The 19,261-nt window shown below is 68.0% G+C and carries 19 protein-coding genes; 6 read left to right on the top strand and 13 right to left on the bottom strand.

The genetic code is table 11. The annotated features are described in order from the left end of the window. Positions 1 to 62: 62 nt before the first annotated feature. Complete coding sequence (locus tag BACI349Y_RS05485; RefSeq protein WP_159631186.1) at positions 63 to 1,337, top strand: MFS transporter; 1,275 nt, start codon at positions 63 to 65, stop codon at positions 1,335 to 1,337. A 4-nt stretch (positions 1,338 to 1,341) separates the two neighbouring features. Continuing rightward, positions 1,342 to 2,022 carry a FadR/GntR family transcriptional regulator gene (locus BACI349Y_RS05480; protein WP_159631184.1) on the top strand — a complete coding sequence of 227 codons (681 nt, stop codon included), beginning with the start codon at positions 1,342 to 1,344 and terminating at the stop codon, positions 2,020 to 2,022. 102 nt (positions 2,023 to 2,124) lie between these two features. On the opposite strand, the gene BACI349Y_RS05475 is transcribed toward BACI349Y_RS05480, so the two are convergent. After that, the gene (locus tag BACI349Y_RS05475; protein WP_159631182.1) at positions 2,125 to 2,664 is read right to left on the bottom strand and encodes a hypothetical protein; all 540 of its coding nucleotides are present in this window, start codon (positions 2,662 to 2,664) and stop codon (positions 2,125 to 2,127) included. A 159-nt stretch (positions 2,665 to 2,823) separates the two neighbouring features. On the opposite strand from BACI349Y_RS05475, the gene BACI349Y_RS05470 reads away from it, so the two are divergent. From BACI349Y_RS05470 to BACI349Y_RS20220, 3 genes are read left to right on the top strand one after another with little or no spacing between them, the layout of a single operon-like run. Next, positions 2,824 to 3,114, top strand: coding sequence for a hypothetical protein (locus tag BACI349Y_RS05470; protein ID WP_159631180.1), 291 nt, complete (start codon positions 2,824 to 2,826; stop codon positions 3,112 to 3,114). A gap of 3 nt (positions 3,115 to 3,117) precedes the next feature. Then, positions 3,118 to 3,945: a DUF1206 domain-containing protein gene (locus tag BACI349Y_RS05465; protein ID WP_159631178.1), complete on the top strand. Its 828-nt coding sequence runs from the start codon at positions 3,118 to 3,120 to the stop codon at positions 3,943 to 3,945. A 28-nt stretch (positions 3,946 to 3,973) separates the two neighbouring features. Continuing rightward, the gene (locus BACI349Y_RS20220) at positions 3,974 to 5,170 is read left to right on the top strand and encodes an SRPBCC family protein (RefSeq protein ID WP_236560742.1); all 1,197 of its coding nucleotides are present in this window, start codon (positions 3,974 to 3,976) and stop codon (positions 5,168 to 5,170) included. Positions 5,171 to 5,262: 92 nt separating this feature from the next. Here the strand turns inward: BACI349Y_RS20220 and BACI349Y_RS05455 are convergent, their stop codons facing one another. From BACI349Y_RS05455 to BACI349Y_RS05425, 7 genes are all read right to left on the bottom strand, one after another. Beyond that, on the bottom strand, positions 5,263 to 6,729 hold the full coding sequence (locus tag BACI349Y_RS05455; RefSeq protein WP_159631176.1) for an FAD-dependent oxidoreductase: 1,467 nt from the start codon (positions 6,727 to 6,729) through the stop codon (positions 5,263 to 5,265). An 87-nt stretch (positions 6,730 to 6,816) separates the two neighbouring features. Next, positions 6,817 to 8,079: a uroporphyrinogen-III C-methyltransferase gene (gene cobA / locus BACI349Y_RS05450; RefSeq protein WP_159631174.1), complete on the bottom strand. Its 1,263-nt coding sequence runs from the start codon at positions 8,077 to 8,079 to the stop codon at positions 6,817 to 6,819. 74 nt (positions 8,080 to 8,153) lie between these two features. After that, a complete protein-coding gene (locus BACI349Y_RS05445) occupies positions 8,154 to 8,612 on the bottom strand; it encodes an SRPBCC family protein (protein WP_159631172.1) in 459 nt (152 codons plus the stop codon). A 247-nt stretch (positions 8,613 to 8,859) separates the two neighbouring features. Beyond that, on the bottom strand, positions 8,860 to 9,798 hold the full coding sequence (locus BACI349Y_RS05440; RefSeq protein ID WP_159631170.1) for an ABC transporter permease: 939 nt from the start codon (positions 9,796 to 9,798) through the stop codon (positions 8,860 to 8,862). Further along, entirely contained in the window at positions 9,788 to 10,513 is a 726-nt protein-coding gene (locus BACI349Y_RS05435; protein WP_159631168.1) for an ABC transporter ATP-binding protein, read from the bottom strand. The genes BACI349Y_RS05440 and BACI349Y_RS05435 overlap by 11 nt, the downstream gene beginning before the upstream one ends. Positions 10,514 to 10,540: 27 nt before the next feature. Next, positions 10,541 to 11,668, bottom strand: a complete 1,128-nt coding sequence (locus BACI349Y_RS05430; protein WP_159635268.1) for an ABC transporter substrate-binding protein — start codon at positions 11,666 to 11,668, stop codon at positions 10,541 to 10,543. Between the two features lie 130 nt (positions 11,669 to 11,798). Then, positions 11,799 to 12,965 (bottom strand): RtcB family protein, encoded by a 1,167-nt coding sequence (locus BACI349Y_RS05425; RefSeq protein ID WP_159631166.1) that lies wholly within the window; start codon positions 12,963 to 12,965, stop codon positions 11,799 to 11,801. A gap of 75 nt (positions 12,966 to 13,040) precedes the next feature. Between BACI349Y_RS05425 and BACI349Y_RS05420 the strand changes: the two genes are divergently transcribed. After that, positions 13,041 to 13,508: an SRPBCC family protein gene (locus BACI349Y_RS05420; RefSeq protein WP_159631164.1), complete on the top strand. Its 468-nt coding sequence runs from the start codon at positions 13,041 to 13,043 to the stop codon at positions 13,506 to 13,508. A gap of 4 nt (positions 13,509 to 13,512) precedes the next feature. On the opposite strand, the gene BACI349Y_RS05415 is transcribed toward BACI349Y_RS05420, so the two are convergent. The 5 genes from BACI349Y_RS05415 to BACI349Y_RS05395 all read right to left on the bottom strand — a co-directional run. Then, on the bottom strand, positions 13,513 to 14,286 hold the full coding sequence (locus BACI349Y_RS05415; RefSeq protein ID WP_159631162.1) for a hypothetical protein: 774 nt from the start codon (positions 14,284 to 14,286) through the stop codon (positions 13,513 to 13,515). A gap of 214 nt (positions 14,287 to 14,500) precedes the next feature. Then, entirely contained in the window at positions 14,501 to 15,907 is a 1,407-nt protein-coding gene (locus BACI349Y_RS05410) for a sulfate adenylyltransferase subunit 1 (protein WP_159631160.1), read from the bottom strand. Further along, positions 15,907 to 16,851 (bottom strand): sulfate adenylyltransferase subunit CysD, encoded by a 945-nt coding sequence (cysD, locus tag BACI349Y_RS05405; protein WP_159631158.1) that lies wholly within the window; start codon positions 16,849 to 16,851, stop codon positions 15,907 to 15,909. The genes BACI349Y_RS05410 and cysD overlap by 1 nt, the downstream gene beginning before the upstream one ends. Further along, entirely contained in the window at positions 16,848 to 17,576 is a 729-nt protein-coding gene (locus tag BACI349Y_RS05400; protein ID WP_159631156.1) for a phosphoadenylyl-sulfate reductase, read from the bottom strand. Before BACI349Y_RS05400 ends, cysD begins: the two co-directional genes overlap by 4 nt. Beyond that, the coding region (locus BACI349Y_RS05395; protein WP_328699842.1) for a nitrite/sulfite reductase at positions 17,576 to 19,261 on the bottom strand (1,686 nt) is incomplete at its 5' end. The genes BACI349Y_RS05395 and BACI349Y_RS05400, both read right to left, overlap by 1 nt.

Genomic DNA, 19,261 nt, shown 5'->3' with positions numbered 1-19,261 from the left:
CACGTGGAGAGGTTGGCCACAAAAGCACAAACATCAAACGTCTAACCTTTAGGCTGGTTCGTATGCCCGCCACTCCCCCCGCTTCCGTTCCCACAGCCACCCAGGCACCCGCTGCGGTGACCGGCACCCCTGCCGGCGGCACCGCCCCGGCAAAGCCGCGCTCCGCCGTCGTCTTCGGCGTCATTGCGCTGGTGCTGATCGGGCTGAACCTGCGCGCGGGCATCACCGGGGCGTCCGCGCTGCTGCACGATCTGCAGGCGGTGCTGGGCTACGGGGTGCTGGTGGCGGCAATCATCCCCTCCATCCCTACCCTCTGCTTCGCCCTTTCCGGCGCCGCCACGTCCTGGCTCACCGGCAGGCTGGGCGTGGAGAAGGCCATCCTCCTGTCCCTGGCGCTGCTGGCCGGCGGGCTGCTGCTGCGCGGCGTCCCCGCCACGGGCATGCTGGTGGCCGGGAGCGTGGTGGGTATGTCCGGACTGGCCATCTGCAACGTGGCCATGCCGTCCTTCATCCGGGAGCACTTCGCGTCCCGGACGTCGCTCATGACCGCCGTCTACACCGTGACCATGACCACCGGCGGCACCCTGACCTCGGTCGCGGCGGTCCCGCTGGCACACGCGCTCGGTTCCCCGTCCGCCGCCGTCGGCGCCGTGGGCATCGCAGCCGTGGCCGCCTTCCTGGGCTTCCTGCCGGTGGCCCTGCACGCCCACCGCCATACGGTGCGGACCACGGCCGGGCATGTGTCGCCCTGGCCGCTGCTGCGGACCCGCAAGGGGCAACTCCTCACCGCGATCTTCACCCTGCAGGCCCTGCTGGCTTACGCCCTGTTGAGCTGGTTCCCCTACATGCTCACCACCATGGGCATGAGCGCCTCGGACAGCGGACTGATGTTCGGCCTCATGCAGCTGGTCTCCGTCCCCGCGGGCATGGTGCTGATTGCCATCGGCGCCCGGCCCCGGATGCTGCGTCCGGCGTTCTACCTGGTGAGTATCACCATGGCCGTGGGAATTGCGGCGCTGCTGGTCCTCCCCGTCGCCCTGGCGGCCGTCCCCGCCGTCCTGCTGGGCTTCGGCCTGGGCATCTTCCCGCTGGTGATGGTGATGATCAGCCGCAGCGGCACCAGCACCGCCGAGACCACCGCGCTGTCCACCCTGGCCCAGTCCTCCGGCTACCTGCTGGCCACCGCGGGCCCGTTCGGCATGGGCCTGCTGCACAGCGCCACCGGAGGCTGGTCCCTGCCGCTGGTGCTGCTGCTGGCACTGGCCCTGGTCCAGATCGTGGTGTCCCACCTGATCACCGGCCCTGCGATGTCCGGCAAGCCCGCGGAGAGGAAGTAACCCCATGTCCCTGAGCCCTTCCGTCCGCCCGCCGCTCGCCGCCGTGGTCACCGCCAAGCTGCGGGGCATGGTCCACTCCGGCGAGTGGCCGCTGAACCAGCGCATACCGTCCGAACCTGAGCTCATGGCCAGGCTGGGGGTTTCCCGCGGCACCCTCCGCGAAGCAGTGAAGGCCCTTGCCCACGGCGGAATGCTGGAGGTTCGCCGTGGGGACGGCACCTATGTGCGGGCCACGAGCGAAATGTCGGGGGCCGCGCGCCGCATGTACCAGGACCACACCGAGCAGCACATCCTGGAGGTCCGGCTGGGCCTGGACACCCAGGCGGCCCGGCTGGCCGCGCGCAACGCAACGGACGACGACGTCGCCGCCCTTGGTGCCCTCCTCGCCACCCGGGACCAGGCCTGGAACAACGGCGACTACGAAGCCTGGGCGGACGCGGACTGGAGCTTCCATGAGGGCGTCGCCAGGGCCTCGGGCAATCCCCTGCTCCACGAGCTTTATGCGAGCTTCGGCACCGTGTTCCACCAGGACCTGCTCACGCAGCAGCGCCGGCCGGGGTTCAACGGACTCCCCCGCGACGGCCACGAAACACTGCTCGACGCCATCGCCCAGCGGGACGAAGACGCTGCCGTTGCCAGCGTGAACCGGAACCTGAACTCGTGTGCGGAGTGGCTGGCGGAGTAACGCCGCCCTGTTGGCCCCGCCCTGTTCAGCCCTTGGGCATGCCGACGGCCCGGCACTGTGGTGCCGGGCCGTCGTCGTCCGCTCTATGCCTGGCTGGTCGCGCTAGTCGCGGCGCAGGCCCGAAAGGACGTTCTTGGGGCGCTGCATCTCGCCGTGCTTGGCGCCGAGGATGATCACCAGGGCAGCGAAGCCGGGGATGGCCCACTGCAGTGCCTTGAGCTGCTGCTGGGCCGACTTCAGCTCATCCGAGGCTGCAGCGTGCGGCTCGGTGGCACCCTCGGCACCCTCACCGGCCAGCTTCTCCACCTTCTTGCCCAGGATGCCCGAGTACAGGGTCACCGCAGCGCCCACCACGGTCACAGCCGTCTTGATGACGGTGTCGCGGGCCACGCCCTCCTGCTTGGCAATACGGCCCTTGTTCTCCCAGGCAATGGCCAGGTCCGCCACCAGGTGGGAGGCGAAGGCCGCGGTCTGGAACGGCGCCCACTTCATCCAGCCGGCACTGGAAAGCCGGGTGCGCTCTGCGGGGTCCTTGGCCTGGGCCGCTGCCCCGTTGAGCCCGATGGCGCCCATCAGGGATCCACCGAACCATGCTGCTGCCGTCAGGTCGTGAACTGAACGGGCAATGAGATTTCCTGCCATGATGTGCATTCCTAACGTTGTGGACTGGTTCCGGGTTGCCGCTGTGCCGCGGACTTCACCTGCCGTATTCCTTCGAGGTATGGTCCGCCTATGGTAAGCACACTTACTAATATTACGAAACCCCGTCCCGGAGAGGGGCAACCGCGTAATATCGTCGCCATGGGAAACACAGGGACATTGTTCGGCTGGGCCTTCGGGGACCCCGCCCGTGGAAGTGACGGCGGCTATGTGGACGGACTGCAGCGCGAGGCGCTGGGGAACGCGCGGGAAACGGCAAAGGCCAAGGGCGTTGGCGTTGTAGCCGGCTCGGAGGTGTTCACCGTCCTCAGCGCGGACGATTCCCTGGTGGAACTGGACAACGCCCCCGGCCAGCTGGTGGTCCGCTGCACCGTGCACGTGGAGGGACCCGGCGCAGAGAAGCTGCGGGCCGAAGGCCCCATGAACGGCTAAGAGATGTCCGACGGCGAATCCACCCTCAGCCAGGCAGCGGACGCTGTCGAGGAGGCGTCCAATGCCAAAGCGCTGGACGTCCTGGCCCGTTCCGGATTCGCCGTCATGGCACTGCTCCACATCATCGTGGGGGCCATCGCCATCGCCATCGCGTTCGGCCACCCCGGCGATGCCGAGGCCACCGGCGCCATCGCCCGGCTGGCGGACAACCCGTGGGGTCCCTTGGTCATGTGGGGATGCGTGGCCGCATGTCTGGGCCTTGCACTGTGGCAGGCCAGCGAAGCGACGCTGCGGGCCAGGAGCCTTCCCCGCAAGGAACGGCTGGCCAAGCTGGTGTCCTCGGGATTCCTGGCCATCGCGTACGGCAGCGTGGGGCTGACTTTCGCGGGCTTCGCGTTGGGGCAGCGCAGCGACTCGGGCGACAATACCCGGGACTTCAGCGCCAGCCTGATGGCCAACCCCGTGGGACCGTGGGTCCTCGTCGCGCTCGGCCTGACCATCCTCGGCATCGGCATCTACTTCGTGATCAAAGGACTCCGGCGCGGATTCAAGGAAGAGCTGTTCCACTTCGAGGGTACCCGCCGGGGCAGGCTCATCGACAGCCTGGGCGTCACCGGCCATGTGGCCAAAGGTGTTGCGCTGGACCTCACCGGGCTGCTGTTCATCATCGCCGCCGCCAGGCACCGGCCGGACGAATCCACCGGGCTGGACGGCAGCCTCAAGGCCCTGCAGGGCCACCCGTTCGGGCCCACCCTGCTCGTAGCCATCGGTGCAGGGTTCATCGCCTACGGGATCTTCGCGCTGATCCGGGCCCGCTTTGGCCGCATGTAGTTCAGGAGTTTGTGGGTAGGGAGAAAGTATGACCCAGCAGCTGCGCGCTAGTTCCGCCGTCGCCTCCAGTGCCGGCCAGGCCTTCGCCGGCCTCTTCCGGCTCCTGAAACTCGCCCGGCCGGACCGGCCCATCCATCCGCAGGGGCTGGGCCTGCACGGAACGTTGACCAGGACCGGCAACCCGTCCGGCCCCAGCGGCATTGACTGGCTGGACGCGCCCGGGACGGACCAGGTGGTGGCCCGCTTCTCCCGGTCCCTGGGGCTGCCGCAGGCGCTGCCGGACATCCTTGGCCTGGCCCTGCGGGTTTCCCCGCCCGGCGCCGGCGGACCCGCGGACGTGCTGTTTGCCTCCACCGGCTGGGGGTTGCCGGGCCGGTTCCTGCTGGTGCCGCGGCTGGATGTTGCAGGTGCCGCCATGACCACGCTGATGCCCTACCGCGGAAGCCGGGGCCCGGTGCTGCTGGGACTGCGGACGCGGAGCCTCCCGCCCGGTTCGCTGGCGTCCGGGGCATGGGTGCTGGGACTGCACTGGGCCACACCGGGCGGACGCTGGCGGGAATGCGGCGAAGTGCGGCTGCACGCCGGTGCCCGTCCCACCGACATCCCGCTGCGTTTCGATCCCCTGGAGCACCAGCCGCCCGGGGCGCAGGCCTACAGCTGGACCCGGCGGCTGCGGAAGCCGTCCTACCGGGCCGCACGGCGGCCCGCACCTCCCGCCGTCGGACGTCCGCTTGAGTCCCCCGCGCCGCTCGGGAAAAGCACCACCGCAACCGGAAGGAACTCCATGTCCACCGTCTCGCAGCTGTTCAAAACCCCCTCGGCCGACGTGTGGCGGGTCATCGCCGACGGCTGGCTGTACTCCGGCTGGGTGGTGGGCGCGTCCAGGATCAGGGACGTGGACGCCGAATGGCCAAGGGTGGGTTCCCAACTCCACCACTCGGTGGGAGCCTGGCCCCTGGTGATCGACGACAGCAGCCGCGTGACCGCCGTCGAGCCCGGCCGCTCGCTGGAGCTGGTGGCGCGCGGCTGGCCCATGGGCGAGGCCAAGGTGGAGATGACACTGGAGGACCGCGGCAACCAGTGCCTGGTGACCATCGCGGAGGACGCCATCCGCGGGCCCGGCAAGCTGATGCCCAAGTTCCTGCGCGATCCCTTGATTTCCGCCCGGAACCGGGAAACCCTGCGCCGCCTTGAGCTCATGGCCATCGGGGGCGCCGGGAAATAGCGCATCAGGGTTAAAGGGTTGTTAAACGCCGGAACCGCGGGACAATTGCGTCCCGCGGTTCCCGCTTTCAGCTCCCGAAGCCGGGCGTTCTCCTAGACCTGGGCGGAGACGCCGTCGCGGGAGATGTCCACCATGTCCTCGCGCGGCACCACCTTGATGCGCTCACGCTTGACCTCCACGCCGTGCGAGCCGCCGGCTTCGGTGGCCGCTGCGCCGAGGGCCAGCTCGTGGGCGTCCAGCGCCAGCCAGCCTTCCCAGCTGGTGAACTTCACGCCGCGGGCGTCGAGGAGTTCGGTGACGGCGTCCTCCTGCGGCACCGAAGCCACCGGCAGGTTTTCGCGGTCTTCGAGGAGGTAGGTGACGGTCTCCAGGGCGTCGCCCTTGGTGTGGCCGATCAGGCCCACCGGTCCGCGCTTGATCCAGCCCGTGGCGTAGAGGCCCGGCACATGTTGGCCGGACGCATCCAGGACGCGGCCGCCGTCGTTCGTGACCACACCCTTCTTGTGGTCGAACTCCACGTCAGGCAGGGCGGACCCGAAGTAGCCGATGGCGCGGTACACGGCCTGCACCGGGTAGTCCACGTACTCGCCGGTGCCCCGGGCGTTGCCGGTGCCGTCCAGCTCGGTGCGCTCGAACTTGATGCCCGCCACCTTGCCGGGGGTCTCGGCGTCGTCGTAGATCTCCACCGGGCTGTGCAGGAAGTGCAGGTGCAGGCGGCGGGAGGCCTTGAGCTCGGAGACGTCCTCGGGCTGCTCGGCGATCCAGTTGGTGAGCGTGCCCACCATGGTCTTGGTCTGGTTGTTCGTCTGGATCTGGCGGTCAGATTCCTCGTCGAACTCGAAGTCCTCCGGGTACAGGATGATGTCCACGTCCTTGGAGTGGGACAGCTCGCGCAGCTCCAGCGGGGTGAACTTGACCTGGGCGGGGCCGCGGCGGCCGAAGACGTGCACGTCGGTGACGGGCGAGGCCTTCAGGCCGGCGTAGACGTTGTCCGGGATTTCGGTGACCAGCAGGTCATCGGCGTGCTTGGAGAGGACGCGGGCCACGTCCAGGGCCACGTTGCCATTGCCGATGACGGCGATTTCCTTGGCCTCCAGCGGCCATTCGCGCGGCACGTCAGGGTGGCCGTCGTACCAGGAGACGAAGTCCGCGCCGCCGAAGGAGCCCTCCAGCTCGACGCCGGGGATGTTCAGGTCCGCGTCCTTGATGGCGCCGGTGGCGAAGATGACGGCGTCGTAGTGGGTGCGGAGGTCCTCGATGGTGAGGTCCGTGCCGTAGTCCACGTTGCCGAAGAAGCGGATGTCGCCGCGGTCCAGCACCTTGTGCAGGGCGTTGACGATGCCCTTGATGCGGGGGTGGTCCGGGGCCACGCCGTAGCGGATCAGGCCGTAGGGTGCCGGGTAGCGGTCAAAGAGGTCGATGCTGACAGTCAGCTCGCCGCTCTTGACGGCTTCGCTCTTGGTGAGGATGTCAGCGGCGTAGACGCCCGCCGGGCCGGAGCCCACGACGGCGACGCGCAGGGGACGCGCAGCAGATCCTACGGTAGTGCTGGATGACACGGCTGTGTTCCTTTTCTTCTGCATCGATTGCTGAGTACTTGTCGTTTTCAACGTTCATAACGACAAGTACGGAGCAATCGATGGGTTTCAGGTGGTGAGGACGGTCTTGCGGGGGCTGTTCGGGGTGGTGGTGCTGTAGTCAGCGGTTTTGAAGTGCGACGGCGCAAACGGGCTCACGCGCACCACGTCACCGATGACAATCACGGCAGGATTTGCGACGCCGGCCGCCTGGGCCTGGTCGGCGATGGAACCGAGCGTGCCGATGGTGACGCGCTGGTCCGGCAAATAGCCGTTTTCCACGATACCAACAGGGGTGTCTGCAGGCAGTCCGGCTTCGCCCAGCGCGGACGCGGATTCTCGGAGCTGGCCCACGCCCATGAGCAGGATAATGGTGTGGTCTGCGCGGGCAGGAACCTCGGAGAGTTCTTCGTGGCCGGTGACCACGCTGAAGCCCTTGGCCAGGCCGCGGTGGGTGACGGGAATGCCTGCGGCTGCGGGTACCGAGATGGCGGACGTAACGCCGGAGACCACCTCAACCTCGACTCCGTGCTGGCGGCAGTATTCGGCTTCCTCGCCGCCGCGTCCCAACACGTACGGGTCGCCGCCCTTGAGCCGGACCACCCGGTTTCCCTTGAGCGCTTCCTCCACCAGGATGCGGTTGATTTCCGCCTGCGGCACCGGGTGGTGGCCTGGGGTCTTGCCCACTTCGATGACGCGGACGTCCGGGGCGAGTTCATTCAGCAGTTCGCGGGGGCCGAGGCGGTCGGCGACCACGACGTCGGCCTGGCCCAGGAGCCGACGGCCGCGGACGGTGATGAGGCCGGTATCGCCGGGGCCGCCACCAACGAGGGCCACGCTTCCCTGGTGTGCACGGCGGCGGCGCAGCGGAAGATCGCCGGTCTCCAGGGCGGTGGCGACGGCGTCGCGGACGGCCATGGCACGGCGCGGGTCTCCCCCGGCGTTGATGGCAATCTTGACGTCGTCCACCTCAGCGACCGCGGGGGTCCAGGCGGCGGACGCTTCATGGTTGGAGGAGTTGACGCACCACACCCGCTGCGCCTCGGCGTCGGCAGATACCTGGGCGTCCACCTCCGGGGCGCCCGTTGCGGTCTGGACGAACCAGACGCCGTCGATGTCGCTGGAAAGGTAAGGCCGCGCTTCCCAGGTGAGCAGGCCGGCGTCGGCCATCTCCTGCAGCGCGGGCGAGGCAACGGGGGCCACGACGGTGACCAGGGCACCGGCGTCGAGCAGTCCCTTGGCGCGGCGGACCGCAACGGGGCCGCCGCCCACCACCAGCACGGGGCGGCCGAGCAGCCGCAGCGCCGTGGGGTATATGTCCTGAATTGCCATGAATCAACGGTAGGGCGGCGTCACATTGGCCCACAAAGGGTCAGCAACACCAGTTCACGTAAGGTAACGCTGCGTCACAAAGAATCTGCCGCGCTGCCGGCGAGGAAGGTGCCGCGGTCCCGGATCAGCCGCTCCAGGTACCGGGCGAGGAAGAGGCGCTCGACGGCGCGGCCCAGGACTCCCAGCGGGGCGGTGAACTCCACCCGGTCCGTCATGATGCTGCCCCCGGCTGTGGGTACGAACTCGTGGACGTGCCGGAATGACGTGAACGGCCCCTTGACCTGTTCGTCGGTGAAGCTGCGGGGGAAGTCCACGTGGGTGATCCGGCTGGTCATGGTGAGTGGAATGCCGAAGTGTTTTGCCCGCCAGGTCACCTCCTGGCCTTTTCCGATCAGGCCCCCGGTGACGCCGCCGATCGCCCGCTCCCGTGCTTTCTGCTGGGAGTCCAGATGCAGGTCGATGCTGCGGGCCCGGTCGAAGAGCTGCTCCGCGGGCAGCGGCGACTCGGTGCGGCACTCGAAGCTGACGGTCATGGCGCCAGTCTGCCATGGAGCGATGTGGGGCGCCGCCGTCGTGGGGCAACTGAGCAGTCACTCACACTTCGCAACGATGGCACCAGAATGCGTATCTTTTGGCGCCGGCAGAGACTGGCGGCCGCGCAGTTGCAGGGTGGACTTCTTGTGGCGGGGCCAAAAGTGACGCAGATGCGTCAGGGAACAGCAGAGCCCGACGGCGGGAGGTCGCCGTCGGGCCCTAAAGGTGCGTTGGGGAGGGGCTGGGTCAGCGGGTGCTGCCGGCCAGGAGGCCCCGGCGCCGCAGGAGGCGCTTCTCGATGGGCCCGAAGACCAGCAGCTCGATGAGGATACCGACGCCGAGGATCAGCAGGATGGCAGCCATCACGATGGTCATGTCGGACAGATCGCGGCCCTGGTCCAGCAGGGATCCCAGGCCGAAGCCGATGGTGCCGCCCACAGCGATGATCTCCGCCGCCATGAGGGAGCGCCAGGAGAAGGCCCACCCCTGCTTGAGGCCGCTGAGGTAGCCGGGCAGGGCAGCGGGAAGGATGACCTGCAGCGCCATCTGCAGCCGGGACGCACCCAGCACGGTCCCCACGCGCCGGTACTGCGGCGGGATCTGGTCCACGCCGGAGATGAGGCCGTTGATGATGGACGGGATGGCGCCCATGAACACCACGAAATACACGGTGGCGTCGGTGAGTCCGAACCAGATAATGGCCGCGGGAACCCACGCCACGGACGGCAGCACCTGCAGGCCGGAGATCAGCGGGCCGAAAGCGCGTCGAAGCGGGGCAACCTGGGCCAGCAGCAAACCGACGGGAGTGGCAATGGCCACCGAAATCAGGAAGCCCACCACACCGCGCTGCAGCGAGGTCCAGATCGCCTCCTGGAACTTGCCGTCGCCCCACAGGACACCCATTTGCGCCACCACATCCAGCGGCCCCGGGACCAGGTCGCGCCGCTTCACGCCGAGCGAGACGTAAAACTGCCAGATGAGCACCAGGACCACCAGCGCGGCCACCGGCAGGAGGATGCGGCTCCAGTCGACGCGGTGCTTGCGGTCGGCGTCGGACTGCAGCGAGTCCAGGCCGGATTCGAGCTCCCGCAGGTCCTCGTGGCCGGTGGACGTCCGCGTCAGGGCGGCATGCACGTGCTCGCGGGTTTCGGCCACCTCGGCGAGCGGTGTCGGATTACTTGGCATGGCGGCGAATCTCCTCACGCAGCCGGGCGGTGATGACCCCGGTCAGCTGGCCGGCGAGCCCGGCGTCGGTTCGGTGTTCCTCGGTGACGTCCCATTCCTGGACCACGCGGCCGGGGCGGGAGGAGAGCAGCAGGACGCGCTGGCCCAGCCGGACGGCCTCCCGGACGTTGTGGGTGACGAAGACGATGGTCCGCCCGGTTTCTTTCCAGATGCGTTCCAGCTCATCGTGCAGCAGGTCGCGGGTGATGGCATCCAGCGCGGCGAACGGCTCATCCATGAGCAGCAGCTGCCGGTCCTGGGCCAGGGAGCGGGCCAGGGACACGCGCTGCCGCATGCCGCCGGACAGTTCGTGCGGTCGCTTGTCCCCTGCGGATCCCAGGTGCACCAGTTCGAGGAGTTCCTGGGCCTTGGTGCGGCGTTCGGCCTTGCCCACGCCACGCAGTTTCAGGGCCAGCTCGATGTTCTCCCGGGCTGTGAGCCACGGGAACAGTGCGGCGTCCTGGAACATGAAGGCGGCGCCGTCGCTGGGCACTTCCAGGGCGCCCGACGTCGGTGCTTCCAGTCCCGCGATGATGTTCAGGAGGGTGGATTTGCCGCAGCCGGAGGCACCAAGGAGGGCGACGAACTCGCCCTGCTTGATGTTGGCGTTGACGTCGTCCAGTACCGGGGCGCCGTCGCCGAAGCGCTTGCCCAGGTGTTCCAGTACGACTGGCATGGTGGCGTCCTTAGGTAGTGGTGGGGGTCAGTCCTGGCCGAGGCCGGCTGCGGAGATTTTGCCGGCGCCGGTGACCTGGTTGAGCGCGGTGAGGTCGAACAGGCCGTTGATGTCGGCCTTCTTGGTGGTTCCGGCGTCCACCCCGTCCTGCAGCAGTTTGGGGTAGCTGCCGGCCAGCGGGTCGAGGGTGAAGGTGATGTTGGCGAGGGAACGGTTCAGCACATCAGCCGGCAGCGCGGCCCCGGCGGATTCCTGCAAGGCCTCATTGACCAGTGCCGCCTTCTCGTCGGCCGGTGCCGAGTTGAGCCATGCGACCGACTTGGCATGCCCGGCCAGCAGCGCCTTGACGGTGTCCGGGTGGTCGGCGGCGAACTTCTGGTTCACGATCAGGATGGTGGTGGGGAACTCCCCCGGTTTGCCGGTGGCTGAGCCGTCCCACAGGTCCTTTTCGTCCACGAGGACCTTGGCTCCGGCCTGGAGCACCAGGCGTGACGCCCAGGGCTCAGGCAGCCACGCGCCGTCGAGCTTTCCGTCCTGGAACAGCTTGAGGGTCTGGGCGTTGTCCGTGGGGTTGATGGCGACGTCGCCGCTGCCGTCCACGTTGGTTTTGTAGCCCTGCTTGGTGAGCCACGCCCGCAGGGCCACGTCCTGGGTCCCGCCCAGCTGCGGCGTGGCCAGGGTCTTGCCCCGCAGGTCCGCGGCGGAGTTGATGCCGGGCTTGACCACCAGCTGGGCGCCGCCTGCCGCGGCTCCGGCGATTACCCGCACGGACTGGCCCTGGCTCTTGGCGAAGGAGTTGATGGCCGGGTTCGGGCCGATGTAGGCCGCGTCGATGGCCCCGGCGTTCAGGGCCTCGATGGCTGCCGGTCCGGCGTTGAAGGTCTCGGTGCTGAGCCTGGTGCCGCCCAAGGCCTCGGCCAGGAACCCTTTTTTGACCCCGACCAGGGCGGGTGCGTGCGTGACGTTGCCGAAGTACCCCAGTTTCAGCTCTGCGGCCGGGGTGGGCTCGGCGGCCTGCGCCTCGGTGTTGCGGGAGATGTTGGACGCAACAATGGCTCCGACAGCGATCAACAGGACCAGCCCTATGGCCAAGGCAGCCTCGACGGCGCGCCGGCGCGTTGGAACCGCGCTTTCGCCTGCCACGATGCGGGTCATCCCGGGCTTGGAACTAGTCATTGTTTCACCATAGGGAGTGGCCCAGACCCGTTCAACGAAGCGGAAACGGAGGGTCACGCACGTTCATCCAGCGTCATATTCCGCCGCACTGCTGCCCGGTTTCGCAAAATCAGTTGCCTTTGACGTTGACCAACTGCCGCAGCTTGTGCCGCACCGTCACCAGGTCCGCGGCGTCCTGCATGACCTGGTCGATCGGCTTGTACGCGGCCGGGATCTCGTCGATGAAGGCCTCCGACGCCCGGAACTCGATGCCCTTCATGGCACGCTTCAGTTCCTCCAGGGTGAAGGCCTTCCGGGCTGCGTTCCGGGAGTATTCGCGTCCGGCCCCGTGCGGGGAGGAGTTCAATGAGGCCGGGTTGCCACGGCCTTCGACGACATACGACGCCGTTCCCATGGATCCGGGGATGAGTCCGGGATCGCCGTGCGCGGCTTTGATGGCACCCTTGCGGGACACCCAGACGGGCTTGCCGTAGTGCGTTTCCTGCTGCGTGAAGTTGTGGTGGCAGTTGATCCGTTCGCGTTCCCGGACCGGGCCGCCCACCCAGCGGCTGAACTGGGCAGCCACCCGGTCCATCATTTCCTCCCGGTTCAGCAGGGCGAAGTGCTGGGCCCACCGAAGCTCTGCGATGTACCGCTCGAACTGGGGCGTGCCCTCGTCCAGGTACGCGAGGTCCGGGTCGGGCAGGTATATCTGGTTCTTCCGGCTCACCTGCCGGGCCACTCCGATGTGGTGCTGGGCGATCCTGTTGCCGATCCCGCGCGAGCCCGAATGCAGGAAGAGCCACACGCCGTCGTCCTCATCCGCGGAGATTTCGATGAAGTGGTTCCCTGAGCCCAGGGACCCCAACTGCAGCTCCCACCTGGGAAGATACTGGGCCGGATTGAAGCCGGCGTTCGCGGCCCGCCGCGTCAGCTCCGCAACCCGGGGCTCAGCCGTGGGCAGCACATGCCTGTTGTTGTGCCCGGCGGAGAGCGGGATGGCCCGCTCGATGTCCTCGCGCAGACGCTTTCTGTCCTTCGGCAGGTCCTTCACGGAGTACTGGGTGCGCACCGCGATCATGCCGCAGCCGATGTCCACGCCCACGGCCGCCGGGATGATTGCGCGCAGGGTGGGGATGACAGAGCCCACGGTGGCTCCCTTGCCCAGGTGCGCGTCGGGCATCAGCGCCAGGTGGGGGTAGATGAACGGCAGGGCCGCCGTCATCACGGCCTGCGCGCGGGTCTTGTCATCCAGGATGGACGCCCAGTTGAGAAGCTTCGGGCTGATGGTTTCCATGTCCGCCTCCCGCCGCGGTGACCAGGACTAGGGTAAGTCCTAGGCTAAACCCGCGCTTCGAAAGGAGATGCAGCAATGGTCAGTGTCCAGACGGATATCCACATCGACAGGCCGCGTGAGGAAGTCGCGGGCTTTGCGGCGAACCCGGAAAATGCGCCCCGGTGGTACGTCAACATCCACAAATCGCAGCGGCTGGACAGCGGTCCCCTCGGCCCCGGCTCGAAGGTGGCGTTCACTGCTAAGTTCCTGGGCCGGGAGCTCAACTACACCTACGAGTTCGTGGAGTACGTCCCCGGCCAGAGATTGGTGATGCGCACCGCCCAGGGCCCCTTCCCCATGCAGACCACCTACACATGGACGGACGACGACGGCGGGACGCGCATGACGCTCGGCAACAGCGGGAGCCCCTCGGGTTTCTCCCGCCTGGCCGGCCTGATTATGGACCCAATGATCCGCCGGGAGACCCGGAAGGACCTGCAGAAACTCAAGGCAATCCTTGAAGGTGACAGCCGGCGCCGGCCACCCGCGGGCGAACCCCAGTAGGAACTTACGCGGGGGCGGTGAGGCGGTGCCGCGGCGCGCGGGCGGCGGCCCGGGCAACCACCAGGCGCCGCAGGTTGAACCAGCAGAACAGCGCGAGCCCCAGGTACAGGGAAAGTTCCATCACTTCGCCATACTCGGAGATGCCGTAGTCGGGTGAGGGCCACACCAGCAGGCGGAAGAGGCGGTAGGCCGCCGCCAGCCCGAAGGCCGGCACCACGCACAGCGGCGGAACCAGCAGGTGTGCAGATTCCAGGTGCTTCCAGCGGCCGCGGACGGCGTTCCACACCAAGGGAGCACACGCGCCGTAAAGGCTTGCCAGCAGCATGGCTGCGGGTACCAGTTCCTGCACCCCGCCGATGTTGTGCACGGTGGTCTCGCCTTGGCGGTTGATCGCTTCCATTTCTTCCGGTGTCTGCCAGCCGAAGATGCGTTGTCCCCAGGAGATCTCCTCCCCGGCCAGGAACCAGACGCCGGCGGCGACCACGCCGTAAAGCAATGCCATGATCTTGTGCCCGGTTCTGGAGAGGCGGAAGGCCAGGAGGGGCAGGAAGATGCCTGCAGCCACCAGTGAGAAGAACTGGAGCCACTCGACCAGGGAGTCCTCATCAAGGAGCCAGATGAACAGTGGCGGGTGCAGGACGGTGGCCGCGGTTGCGAGGGCGATGCCCAACGGCAGCAAAGCGATGATCAGCGCTCGGCGCGGGCGAATTCCCCACTCGCGGGCGTCGCGTGCGAAGCGGATGGCGGCTTTGGTGTTCCACCGCTGGATGGCAGGCATCGTGTCCCCCTCAACGAACAGGCCGGAACCTGGAATCGCGGCACCGGCGAAGCGATCCCTGAGCTTCCCATGCCACCCGCGGCCACGAAAGGTTCGGGAGGAACCTCTGCGGGTTATTGTGCGGATTACCGCAGGCCCTCGAAATCGCCGGAAAGACTGCGGGGCCGCCGTAAAATTACGGCAGCCCCGCAGGGTTTCAGCGATCTGGGCGGAACTAGATGCTGTAACGCTCGTCCTCGTGGTCGCCCGGGTGGTCCTTGACCAGCCCCGCGGCGAGGGTGTTGCCATCGAGCGGGTCGATCACCAGGAACGCGCCCGTGCGGCGGTGGTGCAGGTAGTTCTCCAGCGGCAGCGGGGCGGCCAGGCGGAGCTGCGCGTGCCCGATGTCGTTGAGCTCCAGGCTGGAGGCACCCTCAAGCTTGAAGGTAGCCAGGTCCAGCTTGCCGGAGACGCTGCGGACCATCGCCTGGACGGTGCGGGTGCCGTGCTTGACCAGGACCTTCTGGCCCTCGCGGAGCGGCTTCGGGGACAGCCAGCACAGGGCGGCGTAGAGGTCGGCGGAGGCTTCGCGGACCGTTCCGGCGGCGGCGATCGTGTCACCGCGGGCGACGTCGAACTCGTCCGCCAGGCGGATGGCCACGGACTGCGGGGCGGCGGCTTCCTGCAGGGAGGAGCCGGCGAAGTCGATACCCACCACGGCGGTGGTCCGCGGCGACTGGCCCGGCGTCAGCACGGACACCTGGTCCCCCACCTTCACCGAACCTTCGGTGATCTGGCCGGCGTACGCGCGGTAGTCGCGGTACGCTTCCACGTCCAGGCCGGCGGCGACGGCGTCGGGAGCCAGGGCGCCCTGCGGCCGGATGACCAGCTGCACGGGGAAGCGGAAGCTCTCCAGGTGGCTCTCGAGCTCGTCGGCGGCGGGGAGGGTCTCGAGGACCTCCAGCAGCGCGGGGCCGGTGTACCAGGGGGTGCGCTCCGAGCGGTCCACCACATTGTCGCCGTCGAGCGCGGACACCGGGATGACCAGCAGGTCGCTGATTCCGTCCGAGCCCAGGCCCAGTTCGCGGCCCACCTGCTGCACGTCGGCTTCGATGTCGCGGAACACGGACTCGCTGAAGTCCACCAGGTCGATCTTGTTCACGGCCACAATCACGTGCGCAACGCGCAGCAGCTGCAGCACGGACAGGTGGCGGCGGGTCTGCTCCAGCACACCCTTGCGGGCGTCAATGAGGACGACGACGGCATCCGCAGTGGACGCGCCCGTCACCGTGTTCTTGGTGTACTGCACGTGCCCGGGGCAGTCGGCCAGGATGAAGCTGCGCTGGTCGGTGGCGAAGTAGCGGTAGGCCACGTCGATGGTGATGCCCTGTTCGCGCTCGGCGCGGAGGCCGTCGGTCAGCAAGGCCAGGTCGATGCCGCCCTTGTCCCCGCCGAACCCGCGGTCCGCGGAGGTGCGGGCCACGGCGTCGAGCTGGTCAGCCAGGATGGCCTTCGAATCGTGGAGGAGGCGGCCCACCAAGGTGGACTTGCCGTCGTCGACCGATCCTGCCGTGGCAAAGCGGAAGAGGGTGGTGGGCAGGGCTGTTTCCAGGTCCGCCGGGAGAACTGCTTCGGTGGTCATTAGAAGTACCCGTCCTTCTTGCGGTCTTCCATGGCGGCCTCGGAGATGCGGTCATCTGCGCGGGTGGCGCCACGTTCGGTCAGGGTGGAGGCGGCAACTTCGACCACGACGTCTGCCACGGTGAAGGCGTTGGACTCCACGGCACCGGTGCAGGACATGTCCCCCACGGTGCGGTAGCGGACGGTCTTGGTGATGACTTCCTCATCGGGGCGGGGCTGGGACACTTCGCCCACTGCGCGCCACATGCCGTCACGGGCGAAGACTTCGCGCTCGTGGGCGTAGTACAGGCCGGGCAGCTCGATGTTCTCGCGCTCGATGTACCGCCAGATGTCCAGCTCGGTCCAGTTGCTGATGGGGAACGCACGGACATGCTGGCCCACGGTGTGGCGGCCGTTGTACAGGTTCCACAGCTCGGGGCGCTGGTTGCGCGGGTCCCACTGGCCGAACTCGTCGCGGAGGCTCAGGATGCGCTCCTTGGCGCGGGCCTTGTCTTCATCGCGGCGGCCGCCGCCGAACACGGCGTCGAACTTGTTCTGCTGGATGGCGTCCAGCAGCGGGACGGTCTGCAGTGGGTTGCGGGTGCCGTCGGCGCGCTCGGCGAGTTCGCCGCGGTCGATGAACTCCTGCACGGAGCCCACCACCAGCTTCAGGCCCAACCGCTCCACGGTCCGGTCACGGAAGTCGATGACCTCGGGGAAGTTGTGGCCGGTGTCCACGTGCAGCACGGGAAAGGGGACCTTACCCGGCCAGAAGGCCTTGGTGGCCAGGTGCAGCATCACCACGGAGTCCTTGCCGCCGGAGAACAGCAGCGCAGGCTTCTCGAACTCGGCGACAACCTCGCGGATGATGTGGATGGCCTCGGACTCAAGGGTGTCCAGGCTGGACAGTCGGGTTGAGACGCCGGCCTCGGTCACCTGGGTCTCCTCGGTAAGTGAAGTGCTCATACGTGTAGTCCGCATTCTGTCTTGTCGGATCCTGCCCAGCGGCCGGCTCGGGGATCTTCGCCGGGCGCCACCTTGCGGGTGCAGGGCTGGCAGCCAATGGAGGGGTAACCCTGGGAAAGCAGCGGGTTGACGGGCAAAAGGTTGTCGTCCGAGTACTGGACCAACTGGTCGAACGTCCACGCTGCCATGGGGTTGACCTTGACCAGGCCGTTCTTTTCGTCCCAGGTGACCAGCGGCGTGTTGGTGCGGGTGGGGGCTTCGTCGCGGCGGACGCCGGTGAACCACAGTTCGTAGCCGGCGAGCGTGCGCTGCAGCGGCGCCACTTTGCGCAGGGCGCAGCACTGGGCAGCGTCGCGGGCAAAGAGGTCCTTGCCCAGAAGCCGGTCCTGCTGTTCCACGGTATTCTCCGGCAGCACGTCCACCACGTTGACGCGGAGGTTCGCGGCCACCTCGTCGCGCGTGGCGTAGGTTTCCGGGAAGTGGTAGCCGGTCTCCAGGAACAGGACGTCGACGCCGGGCATCTGGTCAGCGACCAGGGCCGGCAGGACGGCGTCGGCCATGGAGCAGGCGACGGCGACGGCGGGCAGGTCGAAGTTGCGCTCCACCCAGGCGATCACGTCGCGGGCGGGGGCGTCCCAGCCGAGCTCAGCTGCGCCGGCTTCTGCAATGGCCTTGAGCTCTTCGACAGGGCGCTTGGCGGGTGCGGGTGCGAGATGCTTTGCCATTACTGCAGTGCCTCCTCGTCTGCTGCGTGGGCCCATTCGGCGAAGGTCTGGCCTTCGGCGCGGTCGGCCACGAACCGGCGGACCACGCGCTCCACATAGTCGGGCAGGTCGTTGACGTAGACCTTCAGGCCGCGGACGGTGCGTCCCAACCCGGCTTCCTCGCGGTCGTTGTTGGCCAGCCCGCCGCCCAGGTGGACCTGGAAACCCGGGGAGGGGTCGCCGTCGGGCGTTGGCAGCATCATGCCCTTCAGGCCGATGTCCGCCGTCTGGATGCGGGCGCAGGAGTTGGGGCAGCCGTTGATGTGCAGCGACAGTGCCTGCGGCAGCTGGCCCGAGCCGGCGAGGTCTGCCAGGCGGCGCTCGAGTTCGGCGACGGCGGTAGCGGCCGTGTACTTGGTCTCCACGATGGCCAGCTTGCAGTACTCGATGCCGGTGCAGGCAATGGTGCCGCGCCGGAAGACGGACGGGCGGGCGGACAGGCCCAGACCGTCCAGTTCGGCGATGAGCGGCTCCACCTGGTCCTTTTCGACATCGAGGACCACGATTTTCTGGTGCGGGGTGGTGCGCAGCCGGTAGGAGCCGCGGGACTCCAAGGTGTCCGCGAGCTTGACCAGGCCGGGCCCGGAAAGGCGGCCGGCGATCGGGGTGGCACCGATGAAGAACTTGCCGTCCTTCTGCTCGTGCACGCCCACGTGGTCGCCCGGGGTGGCGGGCTTGGGCGCAGCGGGACCGTCGGCCAGCTTGTAGCCCAGGTATTCGTCCTCGAGGATCTGGCGGAACTTCTCCGGGCCCCAGTCGGCCAGCAGGAACTTCAGGCGGGCCTTGGTGCGCATGCGGCGGTAGCCGTAGTCGCGGAAGATGCTGGTGACGCCCAGCCACACGTCTGCGGCCTGGTCCGGCTTCACGAACGCACCGAGGCGCTTGCCCAGCATGGGGTTGGTGGACAGCGCGCCGCCAACCCAGAGGTCGTAGCCGGCGCCGAGTTCCGGGTGTTCGATGCCCACGAACGCGCAGTCGTTGATCTCATGGACCACATCCTGGCTGGGGTGGCCGGTGATAGCGGTCTTGTACTTGCGGGGCAGGTTGGACAGCAGCGGGTTGCCGATGAACCGCTCCCCCAGCTCGGCGATGAGCGGGGTGGGGTCGATGATCTCGTCCTTGGCGATCCCGGCCACGGGCGAACCCAGGATGACGCGGGGCACGTCGCCGCAGGCTTCTGTGGTGGACAGGCCCACGGACTCCAGTCGGTTCCAGATCTCCGGGATGTCTTCGACCCGGATCCAGTGCAGCTGGATGTTCTGGCGGTCGGTGAGGTCGGCGGAGTCCCGGGCGAAGTCCACGGATATCTGGCCGATGACGCGCAGCTGCTCGGTGGTGAGGGCGCCGCCATCGATGCGCACGCGCAGCATGAAGTATTTGTCTTCGAGCTCGTGCGGCTCCAAGGTGGCGGTCTTGCCGCCGTCGATCCCCTGCTTGCGCTGGGTGTACAGGCCCCACCAGCGGAAACGGCCGTGCAGGTCCTGGCCGGGGATGGCGTCGAAGCCTTCCATGGCGTAGATGGTCTCGATACGCTCGCGGACGTTCAGGCCGTCGTCTTCCTGCTTCCAGGTTTCGTTGGAGTTCAGCGGCGTCTTGCCGTCCACTTTCCACTGGCCATGCGGCTTCGCAGCGGGGCGGGACGGGCG

The sequence above is a fragment of the Arthrobacter sp. 8AJ genome (genome assembly GCF_902506025.1).
Taxonomy (GTDB): Bacteria; Actinomycetota; Actinomycetes; order Actinomycetales; family Micrococcaceae; genus Arthrobacter.
Note: the sequence above shows the minus strand (reverse complement) of the source record. Positions and strands in the feature narration are given on the sequence as shown.